Below are 17,972 nucleotides of genomic sequence, written 5' to 3'. Positions count from 1 at the left end.
AAAAGCATTATTGGTTATGGGATCCAGATTATTTTAACGTGATCCATTCGTCTCGGTGAATGACCTCAAGCCGATGGATTTCCCCGATGATGCCGATCACTTGACTGCTCGGTAAACCGAGTACGGCTTGCAGCTGCTCCTCATCGTAATTGACGATCCCCCTGCCGAGCCTTTCGTTGTTCATATTGACGACTTCCACCACGTCCCCTGCATGGAAGCTGCCCTCAATCCGTTTAATGCCAACGGGAAGGAGGCTGTGGCCTCCGTGAATCAGCGCCTTTTCGGCGCCTGGATCGACAACAATCCGGCCTAGCGGCGAGGACATAAAGCCGAGCCACTGCTTTTTCATCGGCAGGGAAGATAGTTGGGTAGCAAAATAGGTGCCCTTACCTGCATGCTCAAGCGCCTTGAGCAAGTCACCAGTCTCGCTGGCTTTGCCGATGAAGACGGGGACGCCGCCGCGGGTGGCGATTTTGGCAGCATCGATTTTCGAACGCATGCCGCCAGTACCTACGCTGGAGCCAGCGCCTCCGGCCATGCTGTAAATCTCATCGGTAATTTCATCAATTTCCTCATATTTCGTTGCATCCGGCGACTTGCGTGGATCAGCCGTGTACAAACCATCCGTATCGGTCAGAATGATTAATTGCTGGGCGCGGACCAAGTTCGCAACCAACGCGGATAACGTATCGTTATCCCCAAATTTCAGCTCGTCAATGGAAACGGTGTCGTTCTCATTAATAATCGGAATAACGCCTTGCTTCAGCAGCTCCGTAATCGTCATATTGGCATTATTCATGCGTTTGCGGTTCGCGAAGTCCGTTCTCGTCAACAGAATTTGCGCGGCCTTCAATTGATGGGACGCCAGCGCGTTCTGGTAAGCACGCATCAGCAGCGCTTGGCCCAGTGCGGCGGAGGCTTGCTTCTCATGCAGCAGCTTCGGTCTGCTCTCGTAGCCGATCTCCCGAAAGCCTGCTGCTACTGCGCCGGATGTCACCAGCAGAACCTCATGACCGGCCTTTCGGAGAGCGGCAAGCTCTCCGGCAAAGAAGGCGATGGAATCCAGATTGAGTCCGCCCTCGTCTGTCGTTAGGGAGCTGCTTCCGATTTTTACGACGATGCGTGATAGCATCGTGATCACTTCCTTGTATTTATGATGGGTAGGTATAGCTGTAACGAATCCGTTTCCTGAATACAAAAAAACTTCCGTCCTGTATGAAAAAGGACGAAAGTTTGACTTCCGCGGTACCACCTTTGTTGATGAGCGCAGCTCATCCGGCTTTGGCCCTGTAACAGAAGGCACTGTCCTGGCAAGCCAGGCCGCTCGGGGGTAGGTTTCGGAAAGGGGGTCACGGCAAATTCTTTCAGCCCATGGAATTCGCTCTCTGGTCATCGTGCCATATGCTTTCGTACTGGTCCCGTCATTGCGTTTGTGAAAACTGCATTTAATTGTTATTGCAAGAATAGCACATCGTTTTTGTTTTTTCAAAAGGAAATAGGTTAACCGAACAGGTTCAGCTTGCCGATTCGGTAGGCGGCTTCCCGCATTCGCTCTTCGCTGCTTAAGAGGCCGACGCGGACATATCCTTCGCCGTGATCGCCAAAACCGACACCAGGCGCAACCGCGACCTTGGCCTCCTCAAGCAGCAGATCGGCAAAGGATACCGAGGTAAAACCCTTCGGTACCGGGAGCCAGCTAAAGAAGGAGCCAGCCGGTCTTTGGGCTTCCCAGCCGATTTCGGACAGGGCGCCATAGAAGGCGTCCCTTCTCGATTGGTAGCGTGCCACCAGTTCCTCAACGCAATCTTGCGGCGATGTGAGAGCCGTGGCCGCTGCCGCCTGAATGCCGCCGAACAGGCTGACGTAGATGTGGTCCTGCAGCATATTGATCAGCGAGATGATGTTTTTGTTCCCCAGGGCAAAGCCAACGCGCCATCCGGCCATATTATAGGTTTTGGAGAGCGTGTAGAATTCCACGCCAACTTCTTTGGCTCCTTCTGCCTGCAAAAAGCTGACTGGACGATCACCATCAAACCCGATCGCTCCATAAGCAAAATCGCTGGCTACGACGATCCCGTGTTCGGCGGCGAATGCTACCGTATCCTCGTAGAAGGACAGGGGTGCGACGGCGGATGTCGGATTATTCGGGTAATTTAAAAACATCAGCTTCGCTTTTTCTCTGTCTGCTGGTGTGATCGCGCCATAGTCGGGAAGAAACCGGTTAGCAGCGGTTAACGGCATGAATTTCATCTGGGCACGGGCCAGTGCAACGCCTGACCAGTAATCCGGATAACCGGGGTCCGGGACAAGACATACATCGTCCGGATTCAGAAGCACTTGCGGAAGCTGTACAAGCCCTGTTTTTCCTCCAAACAGAATCGCAACCTCCGTCTCCGGATCCAGATCCACGTTGTAGTCTTCCTTATATCGATGCGCAATGGCTTCTTTAAGAAAGGAAAAACCGGTAAAAGGCGAATATTTGTGAAACTGCGGATTGTCAGCCGCTTCCTTCAAGCTGGAGACGATATGAGGCGGCGTGGGCTGATCGGGATTTCCCTGTCCCAGATTGATTACATCATGCCCCTGCGCCACTTGGCGGTTTACCTTGGAGACCAAAGTCGCGAAAAATTGCGTGGGCAGTTGGGACATCATCTCGGCCGGCTCTATTTGGAATTCGTTTAATTTGTTGTTCATGGCAGTTTCATCACTCCGTTATCTAATTACGCTCGAATACAGCTGATATTGAAAACAATTAGGATTAATTTAACACGATTTATCAGGGGTGTATAGAGGGAAATGGTGCTTGGGTGTTGCAGCAACAGGGCGGGGGAGGCTATGATGATGACATATAGAGAACGGATGAATTCCTGAAAAAGAGCCCGATCATGGATTTCATGATTATATCGGAGCAGGGGCTGGATTCAACCGGAATAACAGGAGGCTGCAAGATGACTGGAGAAGCAAAGGCTCAGTTGAATATCGCACTTATCCAAGCCGATATTGAAATAGGAAACGTGATTGCTAATATGAGCAAAATGCTCGGCATGATGGAGCAGGCCGCAGCGGCTGATAGGAAGCCGGACGTCATCGTGCTGCCGGAAATGTGGAATACGGGGTATGCGCTGGACCGAATTCAAGAGCTTGCCGATCCCATGGGACAGGAAACCTCTCGCATGCTGAGCGAATTTGCACGAAAACATCGTATCCAAGTCGTAGGCGGGTCTGTAGCCGAACGAATCGAAGATCGGATTTATAACAGCATGTATGTATTTAACCGGAGCGGGGAGCAGATCGCCAAATATTCCAAAATGCACCTGTTCCGCCTGATGGATGAAGAGAAGTTTCTGCAAGCTGGGCAGCAGCCCGTTACCTTTGAGCTGGAACAATTAAAAGCGGGCGCGTCGATCTGTTATGATATACGGTTCCCGGAGCTGTCCCGCACCCTCGCACTCGGCGGCGCTCAAGTGCTGTTTGTGCCAGCGGAGTGGCCGCATCCGCGGCTGCATCATTGGAGAACGCTGCTCATGGCCAGAGCGATCGAGAACCAAATGTATGTCGTTGCGTGTAATCGAGTTGGAAGCAGCGGAGAAACGGACTTTTTCGGCCACTCCATGATCATCGATCCATGGGGGGAGGTCATTGCCGAAGGGGATGAGCAGGAAATGATCCTGACCGGTACGCTGGATTGCGGTCTTACGGATGAAGTGAGAGGACGCATTCCGGTTTTTGAAGACCGTCGTCCGAATTTGTATTTTCAATAAAAGTGACTATGGTTAAACTCCTCTAAAAAATGAAGTTTCATCTGGGCAGAGGCGGGTATACTATGGGTAATCCGTCTGAGAGGAGGCTTTGAATGATGGCAGAGAACAACCAATTCGACAGCCAAAACCATGAGCAGGAAGAAGAGCAGAAACAACAGTTTCGCAACTTTGTGGAAAACGTTGCCGGGGGCGGCAACGGAAAGAACGAGTCGATTCAGGATCAGTCCCGTACTGCGGATGAACAGAACCGATTGATTGACCAGCATAATTTGCGCAAATAAAACTCCGTTTAAGACGAAATGGGAGTGCTATAATTTTACGTTGAAAAGAAGCTCAGCTTGGTCTTGTTCATTGACCTTGGCTGAGCTTCTTCTCTTAATTTATGGGCAGCGTGAACTAGTCCTGAACACTCTCCACAACCAGCTTGTCCATGACCTGCTTAAAAGTATCGATGAACGCATCCGCCGCTTTGGACAAATAGCGGCCGTTGCGGTAAGCCACAACCAGTGTGCGGCTCGGAACCGGATCAGCGAGCGGCAAATAGACCGGAATAAACTCGCTTCGTTTCGCACGGGCGATAAAACGAGGCACCAGCGTTATGCCCATTCCGGTTGCGACCAGAGATTGGAGCGTCTCGATGTTGCTGCTCTCGAATACAACGTTCGGTTCAAAGCCGGCCTCCCGACAAATATCAAAGGTAAGCTTCCGGAAGCCCTGTCCTTTTTTGAGGACAACAAACGCTTCGTTCCGGATTTCATCGATTGTGATGGGCCGTACGGGATCGGAGGCTGCCCGCAGCGCAAGCGGGTGCTGCGGAGGAACAGCCAAGTCGATCATTTCCTCACCGATCGGAATCCAGGACAGCGACGGCTCGGACAGCGGCAGCGCCAGGAGGCTAAGATCGGCCTTGCCGCTGGCCGTCAGCTTCTCCAGGTTCATGGAGGAGTCTTCCAACAGGGTGATCTCAATATCCGGATATCCCTTTTTAAAGGCTGGCAAAACCCGTGGCAGCAGGTGAGAACCTGTAATCGGCATGCTGCCGACTACGACCTTACCCTTTCGAAGCTGGGAGATGTCCGACATCTCCTGCTTCAGCTGCTCGACGGCGTCCATGATCTTCTGGGCATGCTCGACAAAGCTGGCTCCGGCATGGGTAAGCTCAACGTTGCTCGTATTGCGCTGGAACAGCAGCACGCCGAGCTCTTTCTCCAGCTTGGAGAGCTGCTGGCTCAAGGAAGGCTGGGCGATATGAAGCTTCTCCGCGGCTCGGGAAAAATTTTTATCCGCCGCGATTTGCAGCGTATATTGCAGTTGTCTCAGTTCCATTTAAGCATCACTCCGTTATAGCTGAATCCTATTACTTTTATAGATATTATATCTTGGAACAATGAAGAAGGAAATGATATATTACTATCAACGTAAAGATGATGCGTTGTAGATCTTCCTTATATTTATAGAAGATAACAAGCAATTATCTTCTCATGGACGTAAAGAACAATGGGGTGATGATGATGAGTAAGAAGACAATGTTCGAAAAAATTTGGGATAACCACGTTATTCATCAAGAAGAAGGCAAGCCGGGTATTTTGTACATTGACCTGCATTTGGTTCACGAGGTAACTTCACCGCAAGCATTTGAGGGTTTGCGTCTTAGCGGCCGTAAAGTACGCCGTCCTGAACTGACCTTCGCAACGATGGATCACAACGTTCCAACGAAAGACCGTTTTAACATTACGGATCCGATTTCGAAGCAGCAAATCGATACACTGACCAAGAACTGTCAGGATTTTGGCGTTACCCTGTATGATCTCGATACGATTGATCAAGGCGTTGTGCACGTCATGGGACCGGAACTCGGCTTAACGCATCCGGGCAAAACGATTGTATGCGGCGACAGCCATACATCTACTCACGGTGCGTTCGGCGCCCTTGCGTTCGGTATCGGAACAAGCGAGGTTGAGCATGTTCTGGCAACCCAATGTTTGCAGCAGGCCAAAGCAAAGACCATGGAAGTGCGCTTTGTCGGTCGCCGCAATCCGGGCGTAACGGCTAAGGACATGATCCTTGGCGTCATCGCGAAATACGGAACGGATTTTGCAACTGGCTATGTAATTGAGTATACGGGTGAAGCGATCCGCGAATTGTCGATGGAAGAGCGCATGACCGTGTGCAACATGTCCATCGAAGGCGGAGCCAGAGCGGGCATGATCGCTCCGGATGAAACGACGTTTGAATACTTGCGCGGACGTCAATATGTTCCGCAAGGCGAAGCTTTTGATGCTGCAGTAGCAGCTTGGAAAGAGCTTGTGACAGACGAAGGCGCCGAGTTCGACGTGGTGGTTGAGTTCGATGTAGAATCTCTGATCCCGCAAGTAACCTGGGGAACGAGCCCGGGTATGGGTACTGACATTTCCTCGACGGTTCCTAACCCTGCGGATTTCAAGACCGAGAACGAGCGCAAGGCAGCGGAGAAAGCGCTGGAGTATATGGCGCTTGTGCCAGGGACGCCAATGTCCGAAATTCCGATCGATTATGTCTTTATCGGTTCTTGCACGAATGGACGCATTGAAGATTTGCGTGCGGCAGCTGCCGTTGCGAAGGGCCATAAAGTGTCCAGCAATGTGACAGCCATCGTTGTTCCCGGATCAGGCCGAGTGAAGATCCAGGCTGAACAAGAAGGGCTTGACAAAATTTTTGTTGAAGCGGGTTTCGAATGGCGTGAAGCAGGCTGCAGTATGTGTCTCGCGATGAATCCGGATGTACTGAAGCCGGGACAACGCTGCGCATCCACGTCCAATCGTAACTTCGAAGGACGCCAAGGCCGCGGTGGCAGAACGCATCTCGTATCGCCGGCAATGGCAGCGGCAGCTGCGGTTAAAGGACGCTTTGTGGATGTACGTGACTGGAACTTTGCAGCCGAAGAAGTTGTGAGCTAAGAAGGACGGAGGAGAAGTTTATGCAAGCATTTACGAAATTACACGGTATTGTCGCACCTGTAGACCGGGTGAATGTAGATACGGACGCCATTATTCCGAAACAGTTTTTGAAACGGATTGAACGTACAGGATTTGGACAGTTTCTGTTTTACGAGTGGCGGTTTGATGAAGAGGGAGGCAATATCGACAGCTTCTCGCTGAACCAGCCTCGTTACCAAGGCTCGACCATTCTGATTTCCCGTGCCAACTTTGGCTGTGGTTCTTCCCGTGAGCATGCCCCTTGGGCGATTCTCGATTACGGATTCCGCGTGGTCATCGCTCCATCGTTTGCTGACATTTTCTACAATAACTGCTTTAAGAACGGGATTCTTCCGATCAAACTGTCGGAGGAGCAGGTGGAAGAATTGTTCCAGCGCACAGAAGGTAATGAAGGATATAAGCTGAACGTCGATCTGGAGAGCAAAACGATAACGGATGATCAAGGACTCCATATTGACTTTGATCTTGACGAGCACCGCCGTCAATTCCTGCTTCAAGGACTGGATGACATCGGTTTGACGCTCCAGCATGAAAGTGCAATCGATGCATACGAGAAGAAGCATGGGGAGCGTCTGTTCGCTTAATCTCGCAATTCCATCGCAAAAGGTTACAAGATTATTAAACTTCCATTTCCTGTGTAGGAAATGGAAGTTTTTTTTGGTATTATGGAATTAATATGCAGCGGCAGCCAAGAGGAACCATTGTTTTATGTCAGTATTTGTCCGGCAGCGTCTGGTCGGGAATGTGCTGATTTACATATTTTTAGTTTTATTGCTAGATTCGCTTTTCAAATTTAATCATGGGATGATCGAGGTGGATTCATGAAGAAGTTAGGGTTTGTAATGATGTTGATAGTCTTCTTGCTGGCGTTTCCGAAAAGTGGTGAAGCCAGTTCTTCAAAGGCGGCCATTTTTCTTGACGGGGAACCATTGAATTTGTCTTCGGGCGTCCAGGTAGCCAACTTGAAAGGCAACGTGATGATTCCCATCCGCGTGGTATCCGAGAATCTCGGCTTCAAGGTAGGCTGGGAGAAGGCCAGCCAAACCGTTACCGTTGAGAACAGCGAGAAGACGGTCCGCATGGTGGTCGGCAGCCAACAGGCAGAATTGAACGGTGCTCAGGTTGATCTGAATTTGCCGCCTGTCTTGAATGGGAAGAGCACGCTTGTGCCGCTTCGGTTTGTTAGTGAACAGATGGGGCTTGATGTGAAATGGGACAACCAGAGCAAGGCAGTGCTCCTCTCCAGCTCCGTTCCGCCGGTCTCCGAAGGAGAGGTTGATCCAGGTGCCGGAAACAATCCGGGCAATCAAACACCTCCGCCTGTCGAAACAGGGAACCAGGCAGCTATGACGGGGCTCAGCTTTAGCGACAACCGGTTGATGATTGCTACAGAAGGTGCGATTACGCCAAATGTCTTTAAAGTGACAGGACCCGATCGGATTGTTATCGATCTTCCCGATACCGTATTCTCTTCTGCATTCCTGGCCGGACATGCTGTGAATGCGCAAAGCGGCGGAGAGATGGAAATCACGGATTATCCCGAGGTTATGAAAGTACGATATGCCACGTTCAGTGACAATCCGTCGACTGTGCGTATTGTTATCGACCTGACAGGACCTACAAATTATGGAGTGACCCAAGAAGCGGGGCTCATTATTGTTGATCTGAACGCAGAAGGAGAAATCCTCGTACCGCCCGTTCCCCCGATAACCGGCAACGGCAAGAAGACGGTTGTTATTGATGCCGGTCACGGCGGCAGTCAGCCGGGTGCGATCAGCGCGAACGGCAATCAGGAGAAGGTTCTTAACCTTAATATTGCTTTGAAAGTGGAAGCCTTGCTGAAAACAGAAAAGAACATTAATGTCGTGATGACGCGGAGCGACGATTCAACGCTGGGTCTTAGTGATCGCGTGAAAGTGGCGAACTCCATAAATGCCGATATATTTGTATCGATTCACGGAAACAGCAACAATTCCAGCAGTCCGCACGGCACAGAGACTTACTTCACGAGAGATGCCAGCAAACCTTTGGCGAACGTGATGCATAAACATCTTGTCAAGGCGACTGAACTCATGGATCGGGGAGTCAAATATAGCAGTCTTCATGTGACGAGAGAAACGACGATGCCGGCTGTCCTGCTCGAGATTGGCTTTTTAAGCAACAAGGGTGACGAAGCCCGGTTGTTTGAAGACGATTTCCAAAATCGTGTTGCACAAGGTATTGTAGCGGGTATTAAAGAATATCTTAAAGTACAATAATGTGTACAAGATTTGATGAACTTAGAGGGGGACAAAAGTCATGAACAAAAAATATTGGATGACAGGATTGCTGGCGCTGCTGCTTGCATTTAGTGCCGGCTGTGGACAGAAGCCGACTGCAGCCCCTGCCGGGACAAATCCGGAGACCGCAACAGAAGAAGTACAAACGCCACAGAATACTCCGGAAGAAACGGTGGCTGATGATCATAAGGAAGATGAAGCAATACCTGTAAACGCAGGCGAGGGAGCAAGCACACCACCGAAGAGCACAACCGGTGAAAGTACTGGAACCCCTGTGGATACAAAGGATGTGAAAGCTACGGAGGATCAAGCGAAGAAGGCCAATATTAAAGTCTATTATACGGATCCCGAAATCATGGACTTGAAAGAGGCAAGCAAAGAGATCACGTATTCGGGTGAAGAGGATAAGTATAAGAAAGCCTTTGAAGGACTTCAAACGAGCAGTGATGCCGAACTAAGTCCACTATGGTCGGATAAAATCACGTTGAAATCTCTCAAGTTTGAACATGGCGCTTTGACGCTGGATATCACCAAACCAGCGGAAGCCAACCTCGGAGCTGGAGGGGAAATGTTTGCGATTGATGCCTTACAGAAAACTTTCTTCCAGTTCGATGAGGTGCAGTCCTTGGAATTGCTGGTAGACGGCAATCAGATTGAAAGTTTAATGGGACATGTTGAACTGGAACATCCAATGACTCGTAAGTAGTTATGAAGTACTATTAACGAAAATCATATGAAGGACCAAACACCTATTTCGGTTTTTGAAATAGGTGTTTTTTTGGTAAAAAGGGAACAATTTCGCAACTTTCATCGTGACTTTGCGTCTATAGGTTGTCAGGTAATGTCGGACAGGCCGAGTGCAGAAACGCCAATCTGTGGCAAAATAATAGGATGGTAGGGGTGAAGGATGAAGAAGTTCGGTTTTTTAATGTTTCTGGTTGTCATCATGATTGCGTTTCCTAAAATGGCGGATGCGAGTTCGTACAGCGCAAAGATTTACCTGGATGGCCAACAAATCAATCTGTCATCTGGCGTGAAGGTCGAGAACAATAATGGCACCGTCATGGTTCCGATCCGTGTCATTTCCGAGAATCTGGGATTTGACGTGTACTGGAACAAGGCGACCAAGACGGTAACTGTCCAAGACGGCTCGCAGACAGTAACGATGGTGATTGGAAGTCAGCAAGCTGATATCAACGGTCAGCGCGTACAAATGACCAAGGCACCTGTTCTTCGTGGCGGAACAACACTTGTTCCGATACGGTTTGTAAGTGAGCAGATGGGCCTTCAAGTAAGATGGGATAACGCGCAGAAGTCCGTCTATCTGACCTCGTCCTACGACGGGAGTAACCCTGGTGAAGAACCCGGCGTAGCTACGTCGACCGTGGACGGTATCAGTTTCAGTGAAAACAGGCTGATGGTCGCCGTTACGGGCAATGCCAAGCCGAATGTATCAAAGCTTAGCAATCCGGACCGTATCGTCATTGATATGGTGAACACGGATTTCTCGGATACGTTCAGCAGCAATGCCAGCTTTGATGACGTGTTGAAGACCGGTCAGATGGACGTAACGGGATATCCGGATGTCAAATCTGTACGCTATTCCTTGTACAACAGCAATCCGATGACCGTGCGCATTGTCATTGATCTCAACTATGCCAAAAATTACACCGTTTCTGGCCTTGAGAACGGATCGGGCCTGTTCATTGTGGATTTGAATACGGGCTCTAACCCTACACCTGGTACAGGCGGGAAGAAGCTTGTGGTTATAGATGCGGGTCATGGAGACCACGATCCGGGAGCTATCGGGGTAACCAAGAAGAGGGAGAAGGATTTCAACCTCGCGATGGCGCTCAAAGTTGAGAAATTGTTGGCCAACGAACAAAATATCGAAGTCGTTTTGACTCGCAGTAACGATACTTTCCTCGAGCTGAAGGATCGCGCAAAAATTGCAAATGATCTGAAGGCAGATGTTTTCATATCGATACATGCTAATAGCGGCCCTTCCACTGCAAGCGGAACCGAAACGTATTACTACAATGAATCTGACAAAGCGCTGGCGAATGCACTCCATAAAGAGATCGTAAAGGCTATGGGCTTAAAGGATCGCGGAGTGAGATACGGCAATTTCCATGTCATTCGCGAGACCAAAATGCCTGGCGCTCTGCTGGAAGTCGGGTTCCTGAGCAACAAGACCGATGAGAGCAAGCTTTTTGATCCGGCAACGCAGGATCGGGTAGCCGAGGCTATTGTCAGAGGCATCAAAGGTTATTTAAAGGTTGATTAACGATACGACAGTGAACGTGATTGCAGGAGGTGGCTACTTTTGAATAAAAAAATATGGTCGGCTGGCCTATTGGCAGCCGTGATGCTGATAGGTGCCGGTTGCGGACAGAAACCCGGAGCAGCTCCAAACGATACACCGGAGCAAATAACGCCTGCACCGGATAATCAGACAGGACAGGATAATAATGGAGCGTCGAACGGATCAGGTGGATCGTCTACGGGCAGCGGCAGCGAAGTGACAACGCCGGAAGCAAAAACGGAGAGCATCAAAGCCTATTACACGGATCCTGATTTGATGGAGCTGGTAGAAGGTACGGCGGAAATTTCGTATAAGGAAGATCAAGAAAAATACGAAGCGGCCTATCAAGCATTGCAAAAGAGCGATAAGGCCGATATGGTTCCCCTGTGGGAGAAAATCGGACTGAATTCGTTGAAATTTGAAAACGGAGCTCTGACGCTCGATGTAACGGTTCCGGACGAAGCCAACCTGGGTGCAGGCGGCGAATCGTTTGCCATCGATGCGATCAAAAAAACCTTTTTCCAGTTTGATGAAGTGAAATCACTTCAAATTCTGGTGGATGGTCAGCAGACCGAATCGTTAATGGGTCATGTCGATTTGGAAAATCCGATGACTCGGTAATGATGGTTGAAGGAGATCACGATCTGCTGTCGAATATTAGTATATGATGAAGCAGTAGTTATTGAGAGGGGAAAGAAAATGGTACTTAGACACAGCAAACATGTTCATTCCAAAAAAGTGGTCTCCGCCGTCATGGCCGGACTTATAGCATTCGGAGGCGGGGCTTCGATCGTCTCGGCAGATGAAGAAGCGGCAAATGCGACAACGGCAAATGCATCCCAAACGGCCATAAACGCATTCAGTGACGTTAGTGCCGGATATTGGGGAGAAAAGTATATTTATCAGCTGGCAGCACAGGGGATCGTGACCGGGAATAACGGAAAGTTTCGTCCGAACGATCCCGTAACGCAGCAGGAAGCCGTAACGATGGCGATCCGGTTCTTAAGCATGCAGGATCAATTAAGCAGCGGCGCTGCGACATTACCGACAAATATTAAAGTGAATGACTATTTTACGAAGTATGTTGAACTGGCTTTTCAGCAAAACCTGCTCGACAAGCAAAAAGAATCCGGATATACGGACGAGAAAGTCATTTGGGGTGCGCAGAAAGCATCCCGGGAATGGATAACCGAAGTCCTTGTCCGTTCCATTGGACGTACGGCGGAGGCTGATGCAGCCAAAAATAAAGCGACAGGCTTTGCGGATAACGCCAAGATATCCCCGGATCGTCTGGGCTATGTTAATGTAGCGGTTGAGTTAGGTCTTGCAAAAGGCTTGAACGGCAACAAGTTCGATCCGCAAGGGGCCGTTACCCGTGCCCAGCTTGCAACATTCCTCAGCCGGGCCCAAGCCTACATTACCACAAATTACGAGAACCAATACAAAGGTTCTATCGCTTCCATCGAGAACGGCAAGCTGGAGCTTTATGCCGATGGCAAGCTGAATTCATTCAAGCTGGATAGTTCCACAGCGTATTTCACCTCGGATTCGGAGAAGAGATTGCAATTCTCGGAGATCCGTCCTTACACACAAGCGGTGGTCATCGTGAATAACGGAACGGCTGCTTACGTGGAAATTACGGATCCGACCCAGCAAGTGGAGCGGTTTGACCGCACATATGCACGATTGTCGCCGAACAACGTCATTTGGCTGGATACTGGCAGCACCTTTGAAGAACTGAGTTACGAGCCAAGCACGGTGTTCCTGGATCAGAACGGAACCAAGATCGATCCGAAGACGCTTGCAGCCGGCAGTCTGCTTACCATTGAGCGTGAAACGTACAGCCCACAGAAGAAAATTGTATCTATCCGCGTCAAGAGCGGCTTGGTTAACAAGACGGGAGCAGGCATCGTCCAGAACGTGGATACGGTTAACAAAAGAGTAACCCTTAAGGATAGCAGTGGTTATGAGGATACGTACACGTGGGATAATGCCACCGTCATCCGATATCAAAATCAAATTTTGGCTCCGGCTGAGCTCAAAAATGGCTATACCGTGAACTTTACGGTAGAAAACAGCATTCTTCAGACGCTGGAAGTTACGCAAAGCGTCGATCGTACCGTGCAAGCAATGCTGTATTCCATTGAAGAGAACGGTAAGACCATCACGTACAAGCGAAATGGAAGCACGCAGCTCGAAACGAAGTATCTGGCAGAGAAGCCGGAAATCATTATAAACGGCGTGGCTAAACCTGTTCTGTCCGATTTACTGGCTGATGCCGTATCCGGTGACCAGGTAACACTGACCATTAACGCTGAGGAAAAAATTTCGAGAATCGAAGTAACGGGGCGTCAAATTGAGCAGTTGGATGCCGTTACCGTCGTAAATTACGACGGTAAGACACATTGGCTGACCGTCAAGGATGCGAACAACCAGCCGCGTGTAATCGTCCTGGATGACAAGACGAAGCTGGACTCGAGCTACGGAACCACGCTGGATAAAGTTGGACCACTGCTTATCTCGGGACGCAAGGTAAGTGTCTCCCTGATTGGTACCCGCGTACTCTCATTGGAAGTGGTATACAAAGTTGAAGGTAAAATTAACACCATTAACACATCCAAGCAAGTGATCTCGATTATGACCGCTAACGGTAAAGTGGAAGAAATCTCTTACTACAATAGTCCGGTTGTGGAAATATTCGGCAGATCAGGCGCATCCCTGGCAGATTTGCGGATTGGCGACGAAGTGTTAGCCCAGCTGTCGAACAATCAGGATTACTTACAGAGCTTAAAACTCAAAACTTCCGCACAATTCGAGGTTGTTTCAACGGAACCCACAAGGAACCGTATTCGTGTGAAAGCTAACGGCTCCACAAGCGATATTTATACCGATAAATCCATATTGATCGGTGAAAACGGACAAGCAATTCTGCTCGCTGATTTGCGTCCGGGAGCACTCGTTAATATAACGTTCCAAGGCTTAACGCCTGTAGCGATCGCCGAAGTTAAATTGACGCTTGGCGAAGTGACTAGCGTGGATCCTTCCGCAAATGCGCTGACTGTGAAAGATCATACTGGCAATAGCCAGACGTTAGGAGTAAGCGGTGGAGTTAAAGTCATTAAGAACGGTTCAACGGCTTCGAATGTAAGCCCATTGACCTCAGGAGATCGCGTAGAGATTCGAAAGGATATTCAGGGCGTAACCATGATCCAGGTTCTGGAGAAGGTTGAACGTGCATTCTGGCAGGCAAGCAGTACAGAAATTCAAGTAAAACGCAAATCAATGAACGATAATTTCCGGTATGTATTATCGGATAAAGTATTTGTTCATCAAGGTGACACTACTTTGTCCGTGCAATCCCTTAAGGAAAATGATAATATTGTACTGTACTTAAACAACGGTGTCGTTGTTGAGATCGTAAAACAGTAAATTATCGACCTGGGATTGCTCGAGAAACACCGTCTTGATGCGGGGATTTCCGCATCAAGATTTTTTTTTGCGGGAGGGAAATCATATGAATGCGGCAACGGTACGGCATATTTTGGATACGATGGAGAGCATGTTTCCGGATGCACATTGCGAACTGCATCACAGCAATGCGTTTGAGCTGACCATCGCCGTGCTGCTGTCCGCCCAGTGCACGGATGAAACGGTTAATAAAGTGACAAAGGATCTGTTTCAGAAATACAAAACACCTCTGGATTATGTATCGGTACCGATCGAGGAACTTGAGCAGGATATTAGGCGGATCGGGTTATACCGGAATAAGGCCAAACATATTCAGAATTTGTGCAGGATTCTGATCGAACAGTATGGCGGCGAGGTACCGGAAGCTCATGATGAGCTGGTCCAATTACCTGGTGTTGGACGCAAGACAGCCAATGTCGTCGTTTCCAATGCCTTTGGCGTGCCTGCCATCGCGGTAGACACGCATGTGGAGCGGGTTTCCAAGCGACTTGGACTGGCCGCCTGGAAAGATTCCGTGCTGGAAGTGGAGAAAAAGCTGATGAAGCGGGTACCGCGTGATGAATGGACGCTGACCCATCATCGGATCATTTTTTTCGGACGGTATCACTGCAAGGCTCAAAATCCGCAATGCCCGGTTTGCCCATTGCTGGATGTTTGCCGCGAAGGAAAAAAACGTATGAAAACCTTAGCAGTCAGGAAGAATAAGGAACAATTGTAAAACAGCAAGAAATAGACAAAAAAGAGGTTCATCTGATTCATATGGAACACGGCACTTTTATGAATAGCTAGCGAAATGGACATAATTGCAAGCAAGCGCAATGCTTGCCTTTGTCTCCGGATTTCCATCTTTAGCCGCATAGAAGAATGGAAATCTGGAAACAACAGTGATCAAAAGTCGGTTTTTCGCGAGGTGAAAGAGGACGGTATCCTGGATCGGCATGAGCTAAATTTAAAAGAGGATGGGATTACACATGAAATGCATCTCTGTTTACACCGACAATTTTGAATTGTTCTCAGATATTTTTGAACATGTGGTGGAGAGCCAAAGCCAGCTGAGTGAGAATGAAGAGCAAGAAGTCGAAGGCGTGACGTTCAGTCATTCCGGGGATGCTCCCGAGCATTATCTGGAGCGTATGTCGCAGAAGCCTGAAGTGGTGGTCATGCGCGATAAATCACGCGGTTTAACCATTCTGCAGCACGGAAATGTTTTCGAAATTTTGATTCCGGCAGAAGAAAACACCGTTGTATCTTAAGTTCTTCAAATTTGATGTTCTAGAAAATGAGATAAACCTGGTTCTTACGGGTGATCGAGTGTGATTTCACCTCATTCCTCCTGTATTTGCCGGCATTAAGAAGGTTTGGACCCATGGCAGGCAAGGAAGATCACTTCCTTGACCTGCCATTTTGCATAGATAAGGGACTGTCATTCCAAGACAACGGCCGAAAATGAAATGCAATGATTCCTTTACAGTGCAAGCGGTGATAAAATAAAATGATGTGAATAGATTGTGTCAGAAATTGAGAGATCAATGGACAGGAGCGAGAAATGACATTGAAGTTGATGGCAGAGCATGAAATCGGATACAGTGTTACGGAACTAACCAGAGTTCGGGACCGTTTTTTGGAGTGGAATGACGAATCTTCCTCCGCTCTGACGGAGGATTTAATACGCAAGGGTACAGGTGGCGAATTGACGCTGGCCTTCTGCGGACATTTTTCCGCAGGGAAGTCGAGCATGATTAATGCGCTTTGCGGAAAAAAGGTGCTGCCCTCGGGTCCGGTACCGACCAGTGCGAATGTGGTTACAATCCGAAGCGGTGAGCCGCGGGCGTTGATTCATCGATCTGCTGCAGAACCTGGAGAGCCTTTAACGGTAACCATTGACGAACTTGCCGAATACTGCAAGGAGGGCCGGGAGTATTCCGCGATTGAAGTATGGGATGAGGTGCCGCTGCTTGGCGAAGATGGCGTTTTGATGGATACCCCCGGGGTTGATTCAACCGATGACGGGCATCGGCTTGCCACGCATTCTGCCCTCCATATGGCTGACATCGTTTTTTACGTCATGGATTACAATCATGTACAGTCCGAGAGTAATCTGATGTTTGCCAAGAGTTTGTCGGATTGGGGAAAACCGCTGTACCTGATCGTAAATCAGATCGACAAGCATCGTGATGACGAGCTGACGCTTTCTTCTTATCTGAATGACGTGAAGAAGGCGTTCGCTCAGTGGAAAATCACGTATAAGGGGCTGCTATGCACGTCCCTTAAAGTTCAGGATCATCCCTATAATCAATGGGGGTTACTAAAGTCCTTGATCGGTGAACTGATATCTCAGAAGGAGCCGTTGCTGCGCTACAGCGTATCCTGCTCCATACGTCATGCTGCCGATCAACATGTGGAAGCCTATACCAGAAGCCATCAGGAAGAGAAGGAGCGGCTGCTGGAAGAAATGGGCGGCGAGGAAGCCGCAGCGGCGATGAAAGCGCGGCTGCAGGAGCTGGAGGATCAAAAAAGAACCGTCCAGCTGCTGCCAGAGACCGTTCGCTCGGAGCTGCGCAAAGAAGCGGATACCCTTCTGGCAAATGCCAATCTGACGCCGGCGGATGTTCGGGATTTAAGTCTGGCCTTTCTGGAAAGCCGCAAAAGCGGTTTTAAAGTCGGGTTTGGGTTTTTGTTCACAGGCGGCAAGACGGAGGAAGAGCGTCGGCGCCGTCTCGAGGCTTTCTATCAGCGGCTGGAGGAACAAACCGCATCGCAGATCGATTGGCATCTGCGTTCGCTGTTCCGTAAAAGCGTGGAACAGCATACGGACTGGAATGCCGAATGGGAGAGCCTGATGGACGCTGAGCTTCCCGGTGTGCGGGAGGAAATGATTACGCGGACCGTGAATCCGGAAGCGACGGTGTCCGGTGAATACGTACTGAACTATAACCGGGAGCTGGCCGAGGAAATCAAGGGCAGCTACCGCAGGGCCGTGTTGGTGCTTGCCGACCGGCTGAAGGAGGTATTGACGGACGCTGCGGCCGTCCGTCTGCAGGACCTGGAGCGCCAGGGAGCCGAGCTCCTGGCGCAATCTGCGGCTTCCGCCAGCTACGCAGCCCTGCAGCAGGCGGAAGCCGCCCGTGCGGCGAGTATCATGCGGTTCTGAACTACTGCCCGCATCAGGGGGCGCCAATCTGCG

Annotated in this window: 15 protein-coding genes; 12 read left to right on the top strand and 3 right to left on the bottom strand. The window is 49.7% G+C overall.

The genetic code is table 11. The features are described 5' to 3' along the window. Window positions 1–28: 28 nt before the first annotated feature. Both proB and DP091_RS02220 read right to left on the bottom strand, forming a co-directional pair. Window positions 29–1,132: a glutamate 5-kinase gene (gene proB, locus DP091_RS02225; RefSeq protein WP_220091160.1), complete on the bottom strand. Its 1,104-nt coding sequence runs from the start codon at window positions 1,130–1,132 to the stop codon at window positions 29–31. 368 nt (window positions 1,133–1,500) lie between these two features. Then, window positions 1,501–2,694, bottom strand: a complete 1,194-nt coding sequence (locus tag DP091_RS02220) for a pyridoxal phosphate-dependent aminotransferase (protein ID WP_113056882.1) — start codon at window positions 2,692–2,694, stop codon at window positions 1,501–1,503. A 254-nt stretch (window positions 2,695–2,948) separates the two neighbouring features. Here DP091_RS02220 and DP091_RS02215 point away from each other — a divergent pair, with 254 nt between their 5' ends. Together DP091_RS02215 and DP091_RS02210 are read left to right on the top strand one after the other, a co-directional pair. Beyond that, window positions 2,949–3,761: a carbon-nitrogen family hydrolase gene (locus DP091_RS02215; RefSeq protein ID WP_113057247.1), complete on the top strand. Its 813-nt coding sequence runs from the start codon at window positions 2,949–2,951 to the stop codon at window positions 3,759–3,761. Window positions 3,762–3,853: 92 nt separating this feature from the next. Next, window positions 3,854–4,042 (top strand): hypothetical protein, encoded by a 189-nt coding sequence (locus DP091_RS02210; protein ID WP_258394376.1) that lies wholly within the window; start codon window positions 3,854–3,856, stop codon window positions 4,040–4,042. A 115-nt stretch (window positions 4,043–4,157) separates the two neighbouring features. Here the strand turns inward: DP091_RS02210 and DP091_RS02205 are convergent, their stop codons facing one another. Further along, window positions 4,158–5,087: a LysR family transcriptional regulator gene (locus DP091_RS02205; protein WP_071218349.1), complete on the bottom strand. Its 930-nt coding sequence runs from the start codon at window positions 5,085–5,087 to the stop codon at window positions 4,158–4,160. A 185-nt stretch (window positions 5,088–5,272) separates the two neighbouring features. On the opposite strand from DP091_RS02205, the gene leuC reads away from it, so the two are divergent. The 10 genes from leuC (at window position 5,273) to DP091_RS02155 (ending at window position 17,939) form a co-directional block, all read left to right on the top strand. Next, on the top strand, window positions 5,273–6,697 hold the full coding sequence (leuC, locus tag DP091_RS02200) for a 3-isopropylmalate dehydratase large subunit (RefSeq protein ID WP_071218348.1): 1,425 nt from the start codon (window positions 5,273–5,275) through the stop codon (window positions 6,695–6,697). A gap of 20 nt (window positions 6,698–6,717) precedes the next feature. Beyond that, complete coding sequence (leuD, locus tag DP091_RS02195; RefSeq protein ID WP_071218347.1) at window positions 6,718–7,320, top strand: 3-isopropylmalate dehydratase small subunit; 603 nt, start codon at window positions 6,718–6,720, stop codon at window positions 7,318–7,320. Window positions 7,321–7,557: 237 nt separating this feature from the next. After that, window positions 7,558–8,994: an N-acetylmuramoyl-L-alanine amidase family protein gene (locus DP091_RS02190; RefSeq protein WP_113056881.1), complete on the top strand. Its 1,437-nt coding sequence runs from the start codon at window positions 7,558–7,560 to the stop codon at window positions 8,992–8,994. A 40-nt stretch (window positions 8,995–9,034) separates the two neighbouring features. Further along, the gene (locus tag DP091_RS02185; protein WP_113056880.1) at window positions 9,035–9,721 is read left to right on the top strand and encodes a GerMN domain-containing protein; all 687 of its coding nucleotides are present in this window, start codon (window positions 9,035–9,037) and stop codon (window positions 9,719–9,721) included. A gap of 201 nt (window positions 9,722–9,922) precedes the next feature. Then, window positions 9,923–11,302, top strand: a complete 1,380-nt coding sequence (locus tag DP091_RS02180; protein ID WP_113056879.1) for an N-acetylmuramoyl-L-alanine amidase family protein — start codon at window positions 9,923–9,925, stop codon at window positions 11,300–11,302. A gap of 39 nt (window positions 11,303–11,341) precedes the next feature. Continuing rightward, window positions 11,342–11,941 (top strand): GerMN domain-containing protein, encoded by a 600-nt coding sequence (locus DP091_RS02175; RefSeq protein WP_113056878.1) that lies wholly within the window; start codon window positions 11,342–11,344, stop codon window positions 11,939–11,941. A 78-nt stretch (window positions 11,942–12,019) separates the two neighbouring features. Further along, window positions 12,020–14,749 carry an S-layer homology domain-containing protein gene (locus tag DP091_RS02170; RefSeq protein ID WP_113056877.1) on the top strand — a complete coding sequence of 910 codons (2,730 nt, stop codon included), beginning with the start codon at window positions 12,020–12,022 and terminating at the stop codon, window positions 14,747–14,749. Window positions 14,750–14,834: 85 nt separating this feature from the next. Beyond that, entirely contained in the window at window positions 14,835–15,506 is a 672-nt protein-coding gene (nth, locus tag DP091_RS02165; protein ID WP_113056876.1) for an endonuclease III, read from the top strand. A 253-nt stretch (window positions 15,507–15,759) separates the two neighbouring features. Then, window positions 15,760–16,041: a hypothetical protein gene (locus tag DP091_RS02160; protein ID WP_006209564.1), complete on the top strand. Its 282-nt coding sequence runs from the start codon at window positions 15,760–15,762 to the stop codon at window positions 16,039–16,041. Between the two features lie 293 nt (window positions 16,042–16,334). Then, window positions 16,335–17,939 (top strand): dynamin family protein, encoded by a 1,605-nt coding sequence (locus DP091_RS02155; RefSeq protein ID WP_258394374.1) that lies wholly within the window; start codon window positions 16,335–16,337, stop codon window positions 17,937–17,939. Window positions 17,940–17,972: the final 33 nt, after the last annotated feature.

It is taken from the genome of Paenibacillus sp. MDMC362, from assembly GCF_003269305.1.
Lineage (GTDB): Bacteria > Bacillota > Bacilli > Paenibacillales > Paenibacillaceae > Paenibacillus_AQ.
The sequence above is the reverse complement of the archived record's forward strand: the minus strand, read 5'-3'. Positions and strand labels throughout refer to the sequence as shown.

Bases quoted from the DNA above. Each gene is read 5' to 3' on its own strand.
- proB (WP_220091160.1), bottom strand. From the start codon at position 1,132: ATGCTATCACGCATCGTCGTAAAAATCGGAAGCAGCTCCCTAACGACA.
- DP091_RS02220 (WP_113056882.1), bottom strand. From the start codon at position 2,694: ATGAACAACAAATTAAACGAATTCCAAATAGAGCCGGCCGAGATGATG.
- DP091_RS02215 (WP_113057247.1), top strand. From the start codon at position 2,949: ATGACTGGAGAAGCAAAGGCTCAGTTGAATATCGCACTTATCCAAGCC.
- DP091_RS02210 (WP_258394376.1), top strand. From the start codon at position 3,854: ATGATGGCAGAGAACAACCAATTCGACAGCCAAAACCATGAGCAGGAA.
- DP091_RS02205 (WP_071218349.1), bottom strand. From the start codon at position 5,087: ATGGAACTGAGACAACTGCAATATACGCTGCAAATCGCGGCGGATAAA.
- leuC (WP_071218348.1), top strand. From the start codon at position 5,273: ATGAGTAAGAAGACAATGTTCGAAAAAATTTGGGATAACCACGTTATT.
- leuD (WP_071218347.1), top strand. From the start codon at position 6,718: ATGCAAGCATTTACGAAATTACACGGTATTGTCGCACCTGTAGACCGG.
- DP091_RS02190 (WP_113056881.1), top strand. From the start codon at position 7,558: ATGAAGAAGTTAGGGTTTGTAATGATGTTGATAGTCTTCTTGCTGGCG.
- DP091_RS02185 (WP_113056880.1), top strand. From the start codon at position 9,035: ATGAACAAAAAATATTGGATGACAGGATTGCTGGCGCTGCTGCTTGCA.
- DP091_RS02180 (WP_113056879.1), top strand. From the start codon at position 9,923: ATGAAGAAGTTCGGTTTTTTAATGTTTCTGGTTGTCATCATGATTGCG.
- DP091_RS02170 (WP_113056877.1), top strand. From the start codon at position 12,020: ATGGTACTTAGACACAGCAAACATGTTCATTCCAAAAAAGTGGTCTCC.
- nth (WP_113056876.1), top strand. From the start codon at position 14,835: ATGAATGCGGCAACGGTACGGCATATTTTGGATACGATGGAGAGCATG.
- DP091_RS02160 (WP_006209564.1), top strand. From the start codon at position 15,760: ATGAAATGCATCTCTGTTTACACCGACAATTTTGAATTGTTCTCAGAT.
- DP091_RS02155 (WP_258394374.1), top strand. From the start codon at position 16,335: ATGACATTGAAGTTGATGGCAGAGCATGAAATCGGATACAGTGTTACG.